This is a genomic window from Planifilum fimeticola (assembly GCF_003001905.1).
GTDB lineage: Bacteria > Bacillota > Bacilli > Thermoactinomycetales > DSM-44946 > Planifilum > Planifilum fimeticola.
This window is the reverse complement of the sequence record NZ_PVNE01000019.1, coordinates 20,785-36,564: the sequence shown is the minus strand read 5'-3', so window position 1 is coordinate 36,564 and position 15,780 is coordinate 20,785. Positions and strand designations below refer to the sequence as shown.

General features: G+C 59.4%; 15 protein-coding genes and 2 tRNA genes. 13 read left to right on the top strand and 4 right to left on the bottom strand.

Going from position 1 to position 15,780, the window contains the following annotated elements:
- The first annotated feature begins 16 nt into the window (after nucleotides 1–16).
- The 12 genes from CLV97_RS11870 (at nucleotide 17) to cysK (ending at nucleotide 12,520) form a co-directional block, all read left to right on the top strand.
- The gene (locus CLV97_RS11870) at nucleotides 17–388 is read left to right on the top strand and encodes an FtsB family cell division protein (RefSeq protein WP_170070495.1); all 372 of its coding nucleotides are present in this window, start codon (nucleotides 17–19) and stop codon (nucleotides 386–388) included.
- Between the two features lie 99 nt (nucleotides 389–487).
- The gene (locus tag CLV97_RS18190; protein ID WP_170070494.1) at nucleotides 488–640 is read left to right on the top strand and encodes a hypothetical protein; all 153 of its coding nucleotides are present in this window, start codon (nucleotides 488–490) and stop codon (nucleotides 638–640) included.
- 133 nt (nucleotides 641–773) lie between these two features.
- A tRNA-Met gene (locus CLV97_RS11865) sits at nucleotides 774–849 on the top strand.
- Nucleotides 850–907: 58 nt separating this feature from the next.
- Nucleotides 908–984 (top strand) — tRNA-Met (locus tag CLV97_RS11860).
- Between the two features lie 85 nt (nucleotides 985–1,069).
- Nucleotides 1,070–1,549, top strand: coding sequence for a ribonuclease FAU-1 family protein (locus CLV97_RS11855; RefSeq protein WP_170070493.1), 480 nt, complete (start codon nucleotides 1,070–1,072; stop codon nucleotides 1,547–1,549).
- 489 nt (nucleotides 1,550–2,038) lie between these two features.
- Nucleotides 2,039–4,510, top strand: a complete 2,472-nt coding sequence (gene spoIIE / locus CLV97_RS11850) for a stage II sporulation protein E (RefSeq protein ID WP_170070492.1) — start codon at nucleotides 2,039–2,041, stop codon at nucleotides 4,508–4,510.
- Between the two features lie 408 nt (nucleotides 4,511–4,918).
- Nucleotides 4,919–6,334: a tRNA lysidine(34) synthetase TilS gene (tilS, locus tag CLV97_RS11845; RefSeq protein ID WP_170070491.1), complete on the top strand. Its 1,416-nt coding sequence runs from the start codon at nucleotides 4,919–4,921 to the stop codon at nucleotides 6,332–6,334.
- A gap of 269 nt (nucleotides 6,335–6,603) precedes the next feature.
- Nucleotides 6,604–7,140 (top strand): hypoxanthine phosphoribosyltransferase, encoded by a 537-nt coding sequence (hpt, locus tag CLV97_RS11840; protein ID WP_106345781.1) that lies wholly within the window; start codon nucleotides 6,604–6,606, stop codon nucleotides 7,138–7,140.
- A 298-nt stretch (nucleotides 7,141–7,438) separates the two neighbouring features.
- Entirely contained in the window at nucleotides 7,439–9,436 is a 1,998-nt protein-coding gene (gene ftsH, locus CLV97_RS11835) for an ATP-dependent zinc metalloprotease FtsH (protein WP_106345744.1), read from the top strand.
- Between the two features lie 140 nt (nucleotides 9,437–9,576).
- Entirely contained in the window at nucleotides 9,577–10,341 is a 765-nt protein-coding gene (locus CLV97_RS11830; RefSeq protein ID WP_106345780.1) for a type III pantothenate kinase, read from the top strand.
- Between the two features lie 260 nt (nucleotides 10,342–10,601).
- The gene (hslO, locus tag CLV97_RS11825) at nucleotides 10,602–11,480 is read left to right on the top strand and encodes an Hsp33 family molecular chaperone HslO (protein WP_106345743.1); all 879 of its coding nucleotides are present in this window, start codon (nucleotides 10,602–10,604) and stop codon (nucleotides 11,478–11,480) included.
- A 95-nt stretch (nucleotides 11,481–11,575) separates the two neighbouring features.
- Nucleotides 11,576–12,520: a cysteine synthase A gene (gene cysK, locus CLV97_RS11820; protein ID WP_106345742.1), complete on the top strand. Its 945-nt coding sequence runs from the start codon at nucleotides 11,576–11,578 to the stop codon at nucleotides 12,518–12,520.
- Between the two features lie 80 nt (nucleotides 12,521–12,600).
- On the opposite strand, the gene CLV97_RS11815 is transcribed toward cysK, so the two are convergent.
- The 4 genes from CLV97_RS11815 to CLV97_RS11805 all read right to left on the bottom strand — a co-directional run bounded on the left by CLV97_RS11815 (nucleotide 12,601) and on the right by CLV97_RS11805 (nucleotide 14,958).
- Entirely contained in the window at nucleotides 12,601–13,194 is a 594-nt protein-coding gene (locus CLV97_RS11815; RefSeq protein WP_281257609.1) for an OmpA family protein, read from the bottom strand.
- A gap of 62 nt (nucleotides 13,195–13,256) precedes the next feature.
- On the bottom strand, nucleotides 13,257–13,553 hold the full coding sequence (locus CLV97_RS18185) for a hypothetical protein (protein ID WP_170070490.1): 297 nt from the start codon (nucleotides 13,551–13,553) through the stop codon (nucleotides 13,257–13,259).
- A 15-nt stretch (nucleotides 13,554–13,568) separates the two neighbouring features.
- A complete protein-coding gene (locus CLV97_RS18180; protein WP_170070489.1) occupies nucleotides 13,569–14,060 on the bottom strand; it encodes a hypothetical protein in 492 nt (163 codons plus the stop codon).
- 310 nt (nucleotides 14,061–14,370) lie between these two features.
- Nucleotides 14,371–14,958 (bottom strand): GrpB family protein, encoded by a 588-nt coding sequence (locus tag CLV97_RS11805; RefSeq protein WP_106345739.1) that lies wholly within the window; start codon nucleotides 14,956–14,958, stop codon nucleotides 14,371–14,373.
- A gap of 221 nt (nucleotides 14,959–15,179) precedes the next feature.
- Between CLV97_RS11805 and CLV97_RS11800 the strand changes: the two genes are divergently transcribed.
- On the top strand, nucleotides 15,180–15,773 hold the full coding sequence (locus tag CLV97_RS11800; RefSeq protein ID WP_106345738.1) for an anthranilate synthase component II: 594 nt from the start codon (nucleotides 15,180–15,182) through the stop codon (nucleotides 15,771–15,773).
- Nucleotides 15,774–15,780: the final 7 nt, after the last annotated feature.

Here is a 15,780-nt window from a genome sequence, read left to right as displayed (position 1 = left end):
AAAAGGAATGATGGGTATGGCATTTGTGCGGAAAGGAAATGTGGTTTCGTTCAGTCCCTCCCGTCCTTCCGAACCGTCGGGCAAACCATCCCAAAGCCGTCTTCCGCGGAATGTCCGCCGTCGCCGCCTGATTTGGTTGATCGTCATGATCGCCTTTTTTGGATGGTTCCTTTCCGAATTCGTGACGCAGACCGGGAGGATTTCCGCCCGGGAGGCGGAGTTGAAGGAGAAAAAGGCAGAGCTGACGGCCCTCAAAAAGGAGCAGAAAGCCCTTCGCGAGGAGATCAAACGGCTGCACGACGAGGAATATCTGAAGGAATTGGCCCGCAAGTACGGATACCAGGAGCCGGGGGAGGAGATCTACACGTTGCCGGAGGGAAAGAATTGATGTCAAACCGCCTGTCCGGAGCAAGCAGGCGGTTTTGAGTTTAAAAAAGAAGAACGGAATGAATCTCCGCAGCCCTCCGTTTTGGGAAATGCATAGCTGTTGGGCTTTGTCGCCGTGATCACCGGAGAGATCGTCCCCTTCGCCGTGCGCGGGCTGATCCCCATCGTCCTGAACGTCCACCGAGCCCTGCGGGAAGTCCGGGACCGGTTGGACGGGAAGCCCGGTGATGCGGAGAAAAGCGAAGAGAAATGAAGCGCGCGGCCTTTCTTTCCGGGAGGATGTCGGAATGACCCCGGTTTCCCCAGAATCATTTGTTTCATTTTCCATCCAAAATCCCTTGACATGTCCGGAGGGGTTTTGTATAATGAAAGCCGTTGATGACCGACGCGGGGTGGAGCAGCTGGTAGCTCGTCGGGCTCATAACCCGAAGGTCGCAGGTTCGAATCCTGCCCCCGCAACCAATTAGACGGAACAGAAGAGGTCGGGTTTCGGAAAACCCGCTCCGACCTCTTTTTTCTTGGCGGCGTAGCTCAGTTGGCTAGAGCGTACGGTTCATACCCGTAAGGTCGGGGGTTCGAGGCCCTCCGCCGCTACCATACAGGAGAGGGGAAGGCGAGGCATCAGCCCCGATGGGGCGACTGAATCGCCTTTTTTTATTTGCTCGGTTGCGGATGTGATACTGTGGATGTCACCATTAAAAAGATCAAGTTCACCACCATAAACAAAACCTATACCGAAAAGGTGCGGGACTGGCGGGGTCGTTACTGTTTCGCGACGCAGTACCCCAATCCGGACGGGAAACGGATTTTTTTGACCTATTATTTCGTGAGGAAAGGATACACGATCTCCAAGGTCTTCAACCGTTCCGGGGAATTCCTCTATTATTACTGCGACATCATGGAGATGCGCCAGACGGGACGCCTTCGCTATGTGATGGTGGATCTGCTCCTCGACATGATCATTTATCCCGATGGCCGTTACCACCTGATCGACATCGACGAATTTGCCACCGCCATCGAGAAGGGGCAGCTGAAACGGCGGCAACAGGTGCACGCCCTGCGAACGCTGGACCGGATGATCCGCAAGCAGACCGAGCGTACCTTTATCCCGCCCTATCTCCACAAGGTTTCCATGCACCCCCTTACGGGGGAGGAGAAGTAGGGTTCCGGCTCCGCGACCTGGGAATTCCCGCTTTTTACGCATTTCTGCCGACCGGTCCGTTGTTTCCCGTTGTCGGGAAATCCCGCCGGGGGAAGCTGCAGTCGGCATTCTTTGTGCTCCGGCGGAAGGCGGGGGAATTCCCGTTCCCCTCAGGCGATCTCTCCGGTTGATCGGGGCGGAGTCCTCCTGCGGGCGGTCTTTCGACGCCGTTTTGTGATGATTTCGGAAGTTTTGTCGGAACCGGGCGGCCTGCGGGCCGGTTCGACAGGATCGTGCCGAAATAAGCAGCAATTCCCCGGGCGTTGAAAGGGAATGCCGATCCCTTTTCCGGGAATGCCCGGTTCGAACTTTTCCCCAGCCTTGAGCGGCCCCGCCGCTTTGAAAAATTGTCGGAAAAAAATTTGGTCGCTCCTCCCGATTGTGACAAACTTTCCCTTCGGGCCTCGCTATAATGGGTGGCACATGAACCGCAAAGGAGCGTGGGATTCGATGCCATCCGGTTACTTGAGCGATTTCAAAAAGGCCTGGAGGGAGAGGGTCGTCGATTGGCGCCTGCGGAGCGGATCGTGGAAGACGCAGCTCCGCCAGCCGTTTCGCGCGTGGAATTTTCCCGTCATTTTCATGGGTTTCCTGTTGGGGAGAGCGATGATTCTGGATGTGATCGCTCCCTTCGCCGTCGCCTATCTGGCCGTCGTCTTCCATCTGTGCAGGCGACAGTGGCCTCTCGCCTTCTTTTCCCTGATCCTTGGAGGGATTTCCCGCGACGAACTCCACGCGGTGCAGATCGCCGGCTTTCTGATTCTCTTTCTGCTGGTGCAGAAAACCTTCGACTGGATGGGAAAGGGGCAGCTCAACTACGTCCCTTTCGTGGTGCTGGTCACGGGGGTCGGGGGCCACCTGGGGAAAATCGGCTGGGAGGGCTGGTCACCCTATCAGGGGATCATGGCCGGGGTGGAGATCCTCCTCAGCTTCATCCTCACTTTTATATTTGTCCAGTCTCTTCCCATCTTTACCGTCCGGCGCAAGCGGTACGCCCTCCGCCATGAGGAAGTGATCTGCCTGATCATCCTCGTGGGATCGGTCATCACCGGAACCATCGGATGGAACGTGTCGGGAATGGAACTGGTCAACGTCGTCTCCCGCTATCTGATCATGGTGATGGCCTTGGCCGGCGGAGGGATGATGGGGGCTTCCGTCGGCGTGGTGATGGGGATGATCATGAGCCTCTCCGAACCCCGAACCATCGCCCAGGTGAGCCTGCTCGCCTTCTCCGGTCTGCTCGCCGGCTTGTTCCGGGAGGGGAAGCGATGGGGCGTGGCCATCGGCTTCCTGTTGGGGACCTCCATCTTCGCCCTCTACGGGACCAGTTCCCAGGAGGTGTGGGCCTCTCTCCGCGAATCCGTCGTGGCGATGCTCCTCTTCCTGGTCACCCCGGAATCCTTTTACCGCGCGGTTGCCCGGTACATCCCGGGAACGGCGGAGCACGAATCCTCCCGCCAGGAGTACATCCGGCGGCTCCGCGACGTCACTGCGGCCAAGGTGGAGCAGTTCGCCGAACTGTTCAACGAGCTCTCCCGCAGTTTCCGGGAGGATGACCGGCGCAGCCGGCGGGAGGAAGAGGCTCAGCTCAACTACTTCCTTTCCGAAGTGATGGAAGGCTCCTGCAGGATGTGCCGGCGGTATCAGCAATGTTGGGAGAAGGAGTTCGTCAAGACCTACCAGGGGATGACCGATCTCATGGCCATGGTCGAATTGCACGGGGGAGAAAAACCCCTCCGCGTCCCCCGTTCCTGGGCGGAACACTGCGTCCGGTCGGACGAGGTTCTGGAACGGATCCGGCAGGGATACAGTTCCTATGAGAAGGATCTGTACTGGCGGGAGAAGCTCAAGGAGACGCGGCGGCTGGTGTCGGATCAGCTGAGCGGCGTCGCCGAGGTGATGAGCAATCTCGCCGGGGACATCCGCCGGGAGGCCAAAGCGATGACCGCCCAGGAGGAGCAGATCCATCAGGCCCTGGAGGAGCTGGGCTTGTCCATTCAGCGGGTGGAGGTGATCAACCTCGAAGAGGGGAAGGTGGAAATCGAGATCACCTTGCCCCACGCCGATGCCCTGGACGAATGCCGCAAGCTGATCGCCCCGCTGCTCACGGAGATCGTCGGCGAACCGATCGCCGTTCATCGGAAAATGGTCCGGGGCCAGGCCTCCGGCGCCGTCGTCACATTGGGCTCCGCCCAGCGCTACGAAGTGAAGACCGGGGTGGCGGGAACGGCCAAGGGAGGCCATTGGCTGTCCGGTGACAGCTACTGTTACATGAATCTGGGAACCGGCAAATACGCCGTCGCCGTGAGCGACGGGATGGGCAACGGCGAGCGGGCCCAGCAGGAAAGCCAAGCGGCGCTTCAGCTCCTCCGACACCTCCTTCAGTCGGGGATCCGGGAGGATCAGGCGGTGGAGACGGTGAATGCCATCCTAAGCCTCCGTTCCACCGAGGAGATGTTTGCCACCATCGACCTGGCGATGGTGGATTTGAACACGGCTCACGCCCGTTTCCTCAAGATCGGATCCACTCCCGGATTCATCAAGCGAGGAAAGGAGGTGATAACCGTCTCCGCCGCCAATCCGCCGATCGGCATCCTGCGGGAAATCGATGTGGAACCGGTGGAGGAGCAGCTTCGGCCCGGTGATCTCCTCATCATGGTCACCGACGGAATCTACGATGCTCCCCGCCACACCTCCGACAAGGAGCGGTGGATGAAACGGCTCATCGCCGAGATCGACACCCGCGATCCCCAGGGCTTTGCCGATTGTCTCCTGGAGAAGGTGATTCGCTATCACGACGGCGAGATCGCCGACGACATGACCGTCGTGGTGGCCAAAGTGGAGAAACACACCCCGGAATGGGCGACGATCCGCCTGCCGGGCATGGAACGGATCAGAAGGTCGGAAGTGGCCGGATTCTGAGTTCTCCCCTCGTTGATTCGTACCCCGGATGGGGATAAAATAGAGAATAACCATGTTGGACGGCCCTTTTGCCCGTCCCGGAGGTTCGACCGAGGGTGCAAGCCCCCTCCCCCTTGCATCCTCCCGGTCCGGGAAACGGTACACGGCTGGTGGTAACCGTCGACGCCGCCGTCTTCACCTTGGGCCGAGCCGAAGCGCACACCCTCCCCGCCGGTGGTGCGGCATCCCTGCCCTCCCCGATGCGTTTGCGGACGGCCGCACGACCGGAACGGTTTCGGCCTCGGGAAGAATGCGGCGTTTCTTCTCCAGGGTGCGGGCCGCGGCGAAGTGGCGGAGCGAACACCCGGGCACAGCCCGGGTGTTTCCCGCTGGAGGGGCTTTTCTCCACACAACTCCGGGGGGATGGAAATGACCTTTCGGGAGCGATTGCGGGAATCCATCCGGCGGATGGGACTTTTGGAACGGGGCGATACGGTGCTGGTCGGCGTGTCGGGAGGGCCGGATTCGATGGCCCTCCTGCACGCCTTGTGGCGCTTGTCTGCGGAAGAGGAATGGAACATCCTCGCGGTTCATGTGAACCATCAGCTGCGGGGAAAGGCGAGCGAGGCGGATCAGGCCTACGTGGAGTCCCGCTGCCGGGAGTGGGGCATCCCCTGCGATATCCGCCGGGTGGACGTGTCCGCCCGGCTCCGGGAGCGAGGCGGCAACCTCCAGGATGTGGCCCGTCGCCTCCGCTACGACGCCTTCCGGGAGGCCGCGGCCAAGGCGGGCGCCGACAAGCTGGCGCTGGCCCACCAAGCGGATGACCAGGTGGAGACGGTTCTGATGCGATTCCTGCGGGGCACCGGCGTCGGCGGCTTGGCCGGCATTCCCCCGTCCCGCCCCTGGTACGGGATGGTGCTGGTGCGCCCGCTGCTCCCCTTTTTCCGGGAGGAGATCGAGGCGTACTGCCGGGAGGAGGGCCTTCATCCCCGCCGGGACGAGAGCAACGACTCCCTCGCCTACACCCGCAACCGGCTCCGCCACCGGCTGATCCCGCAATTGGCCGAATATAATCCCCGGGTGAAGGAGGCCATTCTGAAATTGAGCCTCCTCGCGGCGGAGGAAGAGAAGGTATGGGAGCGCCTGGAGGCGGAAGCCGCGGAAGAGGTGACGGTCCGGCGGGGGAGGGGGGAGATCACCCTGGACGTTTCGGCCCTCGGGCGGCAACCCCTTGCTTTACAAAGGAGATTGATTAAACTACACTTAAATTGTCTTGTGAAGGACGGAGCGGTTGAGATTCCCATGAACGCCGTGGACCGGGTTCTTTCCCTGGCGGAGGTCGGAACGGGAAGCCGCCTGCACCTTCCGGGAAACCTGGAAGCGGAGCGGGAATACGGTCGGCTCCGCCTCCGAAGGGCGGAGGCGGATTCCACCGATCCCGGGGGGGATGCCCTCCCTTTGGCCGTGCCCGGCGTGACCTCCCTGCCGCACATGGGCGGGGCGATCGAGGCCCGGGTGGAGGAGCGGCCCCTGGCGGCGGGGGAGCTGTCCGGGAGGTGGGCCGTGTTCGATGCCGACCGGCTGGAACATCCCCTCTGCGCCCGGCCGCGCCGCCCCGGTGACCGCATGCGCCTCCTCGGATTGTCGGGCTCCAAAAAGGTGAAGGAGATCATGATTGACGCCAAGGTTCCCAGACGCCTGCGGAGTCGCTTGCCGATGGTGATCCACGGGGAGGAAATCATCTGGATTCCGGGTCTGCGCCGCTCCGATTGGGCGCCGGTGACGAACGAGACCCGGCGTTTCCTGTATTTGATGTGGTTGTCATCCGAAGAGGAAGAATAAGACCGGAGGCGGCACGCGGCAGCTCAAGGCTCGGAACGTTGCCGGGATGGAAAAAGTTCTTGGGTTTTCGGCGCGGGCGCAGACGGTTGCGACGGAAGCGCTTATCGGCGGGTGCGGGACTCGTTTCAAGGATGGGCGTTTTGCCGGCGAAGGAAGCGGCCCTCATGGCCGCTTGCGGCGGAAAACCTGTTTGAAAGGAGGCGAACCCCTGGTTGGAGGCCGGTCTGCTTGAATCGAGGATTCAGGTGGATGGTATAAACCGGGTATTCATGCACGAAGACATTCGGGAAATCCTTATAACAGAGGAAGCCATACAGCAGAAGGTGCAGGAATTGGGAAAACAACTTTCGGAGGATTATCGCGGGAAGAACCCCCTCTGCGTCTGCGTGTTGAAGGGGGCGGCCCTGTTTATGACGGACCTCGTCCGCCGGATGGACATCCCGTTGGAGATGGACTTCATGGCCGTCTCCAGCTACGGCGCCTCGACGGCTTCTTCCGGAGTGGTGAGGATCATCAAGGATTTGGACACATCGGTGGAGGGACGGCACGTCCTGGTGGTGGAAGACATCATCGACAGCGGACTGACCTTGAGCTACCTGCTGGAGCTGATGCGGCAGCGCAATGCCGCTTCGATCAAGGTGGTCACACTCCTGGACAAACCCCACCGCCGTACGGTGGACCTGACTCCGGATTACTGCGGTTTTACCGTGCCCGATGCCTTTGTGGTCGGCTACGGATTGGATTATGCGGAGAAGTATCGCAACCTTCCCTACATCGGCATCCTGAAGGAAGAGGTCTACCGGTAGATCTCGGTTGTGGGAGCCAAGCGGCTGTGGTAAAATGGTGAAAGGGTCTATATGGGAGACATGACAATGGGTTCCGTCGATATCGATTCGTCACAGGCGAGCAAAGGGTCAAAGGGCAAAAGGGCTTTCACCTCGCGAACCGCAAGGTGACCAAGCCCATTCTTGCACTTTTTGGCCGAAATCGTTTTTTGTCGAGACGCACTCCTTCATTCGAGCACCCTGACCTGTCTAAAAGAAAGGAGGCAAAGGCGGCTTTCCCCCGGGGGATCGAGGGGGTCTCCGCTGCCCACAATCTCTTATGAAAAACGTTATCCGGATTCCCGGATTATATATTATCCTCATCTTTGTGGCCGTCGGGATTGGGAATTTATATTTTCAACAGCAGTCCGAGACGGAGACACTTACATACACCAAATTTAAGGATAAACTGAGCGCGGGGCAAATCGCCGAAGTGCTGGTCCGCCCCGAAGGGGAGACCTTCCGCGTCGAGGGGAAATACAAAAATGTTTCCCCGGGACAGGCGACCAATTTTGTCACCCACGTCCCTTTGGACACCCAGGAGATCAACGACCTGAAAAAGCACAAGGTCCAGATCAAAATCGAAAAAGCCAAGGGGGATTCCTTTCTACTCACGCTGCTGACGTCGATCGTCCCCCTCGTGCTCCTGCTCCTCCTGTTCTTCTGGGTGCTGAACCAGGCCCAGGGCGGCGGTAACCGGGTCATGAATTTTGGAAAATCCCGGGCCAAGCTGTACAATGAGGAGAAAAAGCGGATCACCTTCGCAGATGTTGCCGGGGCCGACGAGGAGAAGGCGGAGCTGGTGGAGATCGTCGATTTCCTCAAGAACAGCCGGAAATTCGCCACCATCGGGGCGCGGATTCCCAAAGGGGTGCTCCTGGTCGGTCCTCCGGGAACGGGAAAAACCCTGCTGGCGCGTGCCGTGGCCGGGGAGGCCCAGGTGCCCTTTTTCAGCATCAGCGGTTCCGACTTCGTGGAAATGTTCGTCGGTGTGGGCGCCTCCCGGGTCCGAGATCTGTTTGAGCAGGCGAAGAAGAATCGCCCGTGCATCATCTTCATCGACGAGATCGATGCCGTCGGACGCCAGCGGGGCGCCGGACTGGGCGGAGGCCACGACGAACGGGAGCAAACGCTGAACCAGCTGCTGGTGGAGATGGACGGCTTCGACGCCAACGACGCGATCATCGTGATGGCCGCCACCAACCGGCCGGACATCCTGGATCCGGCGCTGCTCCGTCCCGGCCGTTTCGACCGGCAGATCACCGTGAACCGCCCCGATGTGAAAGGACGCGAGGCCATCCTGAAGGTGCACGCCCGGAACAAGCCCCTGGAGGAGAATGTGAAGCTGGACGTGATCGCCCAGCGCACCATCGGGTTTACCGGGGCTGACCTGGAGAACCTCCTCAACGAGGCGGCGCTTTTGGCGGTCCGGAGAGACAAAGAGAAGATCGGCATGGATGAGATCGACGAGGCGATCGACCGGGTGATCGCCGGTCCGCAGAAGAAGAGCCGGGTCATCAGCGAAAAGGAGAAGCGGACCATCGCTTATCACGAAGCGGGCCACACCATCGTCGGCTATTATCTGGAGCATGCGGAGACGGTGCACAAGGTGACCGTCGTTCCCCGCGGCCAGGCCGGGGGATATGTCGTGATGCTGCCCAAGGAAGACCGCTTCCTGCTGACCAAAAACGAGCTGCTGGACCGGGTCACCGGCTTGCTGGCCGGACGCGTGGCGGAGGAGATCGTCTTCGGAGAAATCAGCACGGGCGCCCACAACGACTTCGAGAAGGCGACCAACATCGTCCGCCGCATGATCACCGAGTTCGGCATGAGCGACAAGCTGGCTCCGATGCAGTTCGGCCGTTCCCAGGGGCATGTGTTCCTGGGTCGGGATCTCGGCCACGAGCAGAACTACAGCGACGCCATCGCTTACGAAATCGATCAGGAGATGCAGGAGCTGATCCGGACCTGTTACGAGCGGGCGAAAAATCTGCTTCTGGAACACCGGGACCAGCTGGAACTGATCGCCCAAACCCTGCTGGTGAAGGAAACCCTGGACGCCGAAGAGATCAAACAGCTGCTGGAGACCGGAAAGCTGGATGATCCCGAGCTGAACGAGAAGATCAAGGTGAACATTCAGGGGAGCAAAAACCTGAACGGATCGTCCAATTGGAATGCGGAAGCGGAGAAGAGCCCGGACGGAGAAAAAGCCGGCGACGCGAAGGGCGAAGACGCGGAAGCTCAGAAAAGCGACGGCGAAGGTCCGAAGGAAACTTAATCGCCGCACCGGGAGGATGCCGAGGGCATCCTCCGTTTTTTGTTGGGATGTCGCTTTTCGCAGGCTTTTCGCGCATTGAAGCCGGGTTCTCCCTCTGTTAAGATGGAGTTGGACTTTTGGGAGAAAAGCGGGTGGAATGGATGCTGTTGGTGATGGATGTCGGTAATACCCACATCGTGCTGGGTCTTTTTCAAAAGGACGAGTTGCTTCATCACTGGCGGGTTCAAACCGATCGCAACGCGACGGAAGACGAATACGCGATGTTGCTGAAGAGTTTGTTTGAACACGTCGGGATCCGGATGGAGGAGATCGACGGGGTGAGCATCTCGTCGGTGGTTCCCCCCCTCAAACGGGTGCTGCATCTGCTCGTCCGCAAGTATTTCGGCCTGGAACCCCTGGTGATCGGCCCCGGGGTGAAAACCGGGCTCAACATCCAATACGAAAATCCCCGGGAAGTGGGTGCGGACCGGATCGTGAACGCGGTTGCCGCCATCGACACCTACGGTCCGCCGCTGATCATCGTCGATTTCGGGACGGCGACCACCTTCTGCTTCATCAACGAACAGGGGCATTACGTCGGGGGAGCGATCGTTCCGGGCGTCCATGTCTCCGCGGAAGCCCTCCACCAGCGGGCCGCCCAGCTGACCCGGGTGGAGGTCGTCAAACCGGAAAGCGTCGTGGGCAGGAATACCGTAAAGGCCGTTCAGTCCGGTCTCTTTTACGGTTACGTGGGCGTGGTGGACGGAATCGTGAACCGGATGAAGCGGCTTTTGACCAAGCGGCCCACGGTGGTTGCCACCGGGGGACTGGCGGAGCTGATTTCAAAGGAAGCGGAGAGCATCGACGTGTATGATCCGCTCCTGACGCTTCGGGGGCTCAAGATCATTTACGAGCGGAATCGGTAAAAGCCCGGGGAGACGGCCCGGAAAACGGGGAAGGGAGGGGTGCCGCTTCCGTGCTTTCGGAAAACGGAGCCGCACATCTCCCTTTCGGATGTTTTCACCCGCTCGGCGCCCGAGGAGCGCCGAAATCGCGATCCCGGATGGTCTGCGCCCTCTTGTGGAATCCTGAAGGCGACGGGGCCGGATGGCGGAGAAGCGCTGCGCCTCTTCCTTGGGTGGGAATCAGCGGGGTGTCGATTGTTGAGAGACCGGGAGGTGTCACGATGAGCGAGGACTATGCGGTCCGGGCGACGGTCCGGAGCGGAGTGCTGCGGGCCTTCGCCGCCCGGACGACCGAATTGGTGAAGGAACTTCAACGGCGCCACCACACCTGGCCGGTGGCTACGGCCGCCCTGGGGCGGGCCGTCACGGTGGGGGCGATGATGGGGCTGATGCTCAAAGGGGAGCGGGACCGCCTCACGATCCAGATCAAGGGGAACGGCCCCCTCGGCCAGATCGTGGTGGATGCGGACTCCCGGGGCAATGTCCGGGGGTACGTGGACAACCCGGCGGTCGACCTTCCCCTGAACGCCCGGGGGAAACTGGATGTGGCCGGGGCCGTCGGCGAGGGGATGCTCTACATCGTCAAGGATCTCGGCCTGAAGGAACCCTACCGGGGGAGCGTTCCCCTCGTTTCCGGAGAGTTGGGGGAGGATTTCACCTATTATTTCACCACATCGGAGCAGATTCCGTCGGCGGTGGGCGTCGGCGTCCTGGTGGACCGGGACGGTTCGGTGCTGGCTTCCGGAGGTTTTATCCTCCAGGTGCTGCCGGGGGCCGACGAAGAGATGATCACGCAACTGGAGGAACGGATCGCCGCCATGGCCTCCGTCACCGATCGGATTCAATCCGGTGCCACGCCCGAGGATCTCCTCCGGGAAGTGATCGGCGAGGAGGTCCAGGTGCTGCAGCGGCAGCCCGTCGCCTTTGATTGCTCCTGTTCCCCGGAACGGATCCGATCCCTGCTGAAAAGCATGGGGAAGGAGGAGATCTCGGACATTTTGAAAAGCCGGGGGGAGGCGGAAGTGGTCTGTCATTTCTGCAACGAGCGCTACGTGGTGGAGAAAGCGGAATTGGAAGAATGGCTGGGGGAAACGGAATGACCCCCGGCCTTCTTTATTGTTGACAATGCCGGGGAGATGGAGATAAGATAAAGGAAAGTAACCCTAGTTACATGATAGGAATAGGAGGCCTTCATATGCGGGTTGCCAACAATATTTTGGAGCTGATCGGCCAGACGCCGTTGGTCAAACTGAATCGGATTATCGGAAAAACGGACGCGGACGTGTATCTGAAGTTGGAATTTTTCAATCCGGGCGGAAGCGTGAAGGACCGGATCGCCCTCAGCATGATTGAGGAAGCGGAGAAGGAAGGGCGGCTGAAACCCGGAGACACCATCGTGGAACCCACCAGCGGAAACACGGGGATCGGTCTGGCGATGGTGGCGGCGGCCAAAGGGTATCGCGCCCTCTTGGTGATGCCGGACACGATGAGCTTGGAGCGCCGCAACCTCCTCCGGGCCTATGGTGCGGAATTGGTGTTGACGCCCGGTGCCGAGGGAATGCGCGGCGCGGTGAAAAAGGCGGAGGAAATCGTGCGGGAGCGGCCGGACCATTTCATGCCCCAGCAGTTTAAAAACCCGGCCAACGTGAAGATCCACCGGGAAACCACCGCCCGGGAGTTGTTGGAGCAGACGGGCGGCCACTTTGACGCCTTTGTCGCCGGCGTCGGTACCGGGGGAACGATCACCGGAGTCGGACAAGTGATCAAGGAGAAGATCCCCGGAGTGCATCTGGTCGCCGTCGAACCGAGCGCTTCTCCGGTGCTCTCCGGCGGAAAACCCGGTCCCCACAAGATTCAGGGAATCGGTGCCGGATTCGTTCCGGACATTCTGGATACGGAGATCTACGATGAAGTGATCACCGTCGACAACGAGGAAGCCTTCCAATGGGCCCGCCGGATGGCCCGGGAGGAGGGAATCCTCGGCGGCATCTCCTCCGGCGCGGCGGTGGCCGCCGCGGCCAAAGTGGCCCGCCGCCTGGGTGAAGGGAAAAAGGTGGTGGCGGTGATCCCCAGCAACGGGGAGCGCTACCTGTCGACGCCCCTGTACCAGTTCGAAGAAGAGGAATCGACCGCGAAATAAGCGGACGAAACGAAAGAAGCCGTCGGAACCCATCCGGCGGCTTCGGTTTTTTCCGGGAAAACGGGAAAGGAGGAGGCCGGTTACTGCTCCGGCGTGACAATGATCTCGACGCGCCGGTTTTTCTGTCGCCCTTCAACGGTTTCATTGGAGGCGATGGGTTTTGTTTCTCCCCATCCTTTGGTTTGGAATCGGATTTCCTGCAGAGTCAGTTTTTCAAGGTGTTTTTTGACGACTTCGGCCCGCTCTTCAGACAGCTTCTGGTTATACGCCTTATCGCCGATGCTGTCGGTATGGCCTTCGATTTGCACCTTCGCGTTGGGGAAGTGGTTTAGGAACCGCGCCACCTCGTTCAGTGTCGTTTTGGCTTCTTCCGTCAGCGAACTTTTGCCGAATTCGAAGAGGATGGGTTCAGGGACGTTAAGCTTAATCCAGTTCTCCCTTAGCGTAATCCCGACGGAGCCGGGCAATTCGATATCCTTCAGCCGATTCGACTTGGAAAGTCCGTCCACCACATGAAAGGTGCCGACGCCGAGCAACGTCAAGTCCTTATAGATTCGCACCTTGTATTCCCCGGGTTCCAATTTGCCATCAATGGCCGGGCGGTAAAATTCCTTGGTGTACCATACGTAATCCGGGCTGAGGTATACCTCATACCGCTCGATCACCTTCTTCACTTCTCCCTTTAATTGAAGGAGGTTGACGGTGAGTTTGTTGGTTCCGAAGGCCGAAGGGCTGGTCAGTTTAAAGCTGAGTTCTCATCGGTGTCAAAGGCCTCGCGGGGATTGGCCAAAGAACCTTTCACATTTTGGTCGAAATCGCCGAACTGCAATTTTTGCGCTTTCTCTTCCTGTTCTTTTGCGTATTTTTCCCATTTTTCCTTTTCCTTTCGGATTGCTTCCTCTTCTTCTTTCTTTTTCTCCTCTTTCTTTTGCGTTTCGGTCCGTTCGTTCACCGCTTGAAGGGACAGCCAATCCGCTTGGCATCCCGCAAGAAGCACGCAAAGAATGAAGAGCCAGAATATCCGTTGTCGCATGGGATGTTCTCCTTTCTACGGAATCACTTCAAAGGTCCCTTTGGACATAAGGGTTTGATCCCGGTCTCGGTAAACCTCCACCCGGTATTTGCCGGGCTGAAGCCAGGGAAGACCGTCATGGAAAGTGTACATGCTGCCGAAAGAGAGGGCGTCAACGTAGACTTTCTTCTCTTTGATCACCTCGCCCGTTTCACGGACGACTCGCACCCGGATCTCATGGGTAAACATCGGTTTATGATCCTTAAAACAATATGTAATCGATTCATTCGGGCGAAATTGCGAACGCGGATTGTCGACCACGAACTTGGTTTCGTCTTCCGGCCAATCCCCGAACGTCATCGGTCTTGGATAGGAAGCGGAGGGTTGGGCAGGTTTGGAGGCGAGCTCGGATTTGGGTTTTGACTCGGCCTGGGAGTCAGGAGAATCTGTCTTGGGCAGTTGGAGTTGACAGCCGGAAAAAATAAAAACGAAAAAAATAAATATAAAAATTTTTAATAACCCTTTCACAAAACCTACCTCCTTAGAGCTTGAAAATTTGTTATATGAATATTATAAAAAATAACGGCCCTTTGGCAACCGGTATTTTTCCTATTTCCGATGGAATTAGGGTGTAATAAGAGTTTTATGCGGCCAAAGCCGAAAAAAGGAAGTCCCTCAATTGCTTTGACCGCCTTCGGAGCGCGAGGCAATGAAGCGGGGATTTATCTGAAGGGAACTGGAAGAGGGGGTCGCGCCAAGACGGATGCCGGTCGGAAGAGGTCAGTACCCGGACCGCCGTGCCGGATCTGCGGCAGACGTCCCGGAACTTGCTGCGGGTTTATCGGTTATTGCAGGCCCGTTCCATGATTTCCCGGACGACATCGCTCTTGGCGTCCGCGTAGTCCTGCACGTGCCTCCACGGGCGCCGAGCCAATTCGCGCTTGGCACGGGCGTATTTTTCCCGGTCTTCGGGGCAGGTGCGAAGCCAGTCGCGAAAGCGCAGCATCCGCTCGATTTCCGACGCGCCCTCGCTGAAAACGTGCAGATTGATGTCGGTGTCGGGTCCCTTGAACAGGCGGTGATCAAACCATTCGGGCTCCCGGATCCGAAGCTTGTAGCCGGCCGCCTCCAGGGCCGGAACATAGGAGGGTTCGTCGGAGGAGTCGGGCACCACCAGCAGGATGTCGATGACGGGCTTGGCGCAGAGTCCCGGCACCGAGGTGGAGCCCACGTGTTCCACCCGAAGCGCCTGGTCGCCGAGGGCGGAACGGATCCGCTGCGCTTCCCGCTCGAATTGCTCGGGCCAGCGCGGGTCGTACTCCACCAGGGTGATGGGCGCGTTGTGGGGCTTCAGCTCACCCACCGTCACTTTTTTCAGGTATTCTTCCGTATCCGGCGCCGGTTTGAATTCATCCTTCGGGGACATCGCTTCACCTTTCCGTTTATCCAAATTCTTCATGCACCCTGTTCCATTATAGCAAAGGCGACGCGCCCCATCATGGTTGTTTCTGCGGTGTCTTTCAGTTCTGCGGGCTTTGCCGGCAGGTGCCATTACTTGGCCTTTTATCGGGGGGCGATTTGTTGTAAACTGATAAGGATAGCGGGAGTTTGCGGAGCCGAGATCGAGATGAGAGGAGAGGAGCCGAGATGATTCTGGTGATCGACAATTACGATTCCTTTACCTATAATCTGGTGCAGTATCTGGGAGAGTTGGGGGAATCCCCGGAGGTGCGGAGGAACGACCGGATCACTCCGGAGGAGATCGAAGGGATGGCGCCCGAGGCGATCATTCTCTCTCCGGGACCGGGCAAGCCGGAGGAGTCGGGGGTGTGTCCGGAGCTGGTCCGCCGCTTTGCGGGACGCATTCCCATCCTCGGCGTCTGCCTGGGTCACCAGGTCATCGCACGCGTTTTCGGCGGGCAGGTGGTCCGGGCCGGCCGGCTGATGCACGGGAAAACCTCCCCGATCCTGCACGACGGGAAAACCTTGTTCCGGGGGATGCCCTCCCCCTTTGAGGCGATGCGCTATCACTCCCTGATCGTCGACCGGAAGAGCCTGCCGGAGGACCTTTTGGTCAGCGCCGAAACGCCGGAAGGGGAAGTGATGGCCCTGCGCCACCGGGAATATCCCCTGGAGGGCGTCCAGTTCCATCCGGAATCGGTGTTGACCCGAGACGGGAAAAAGCTGCTGGCCAACTTTTTGGATGCGCATTTGCCCGGCCGTCCGGTCCGGGCGGTGTGACTTTCCG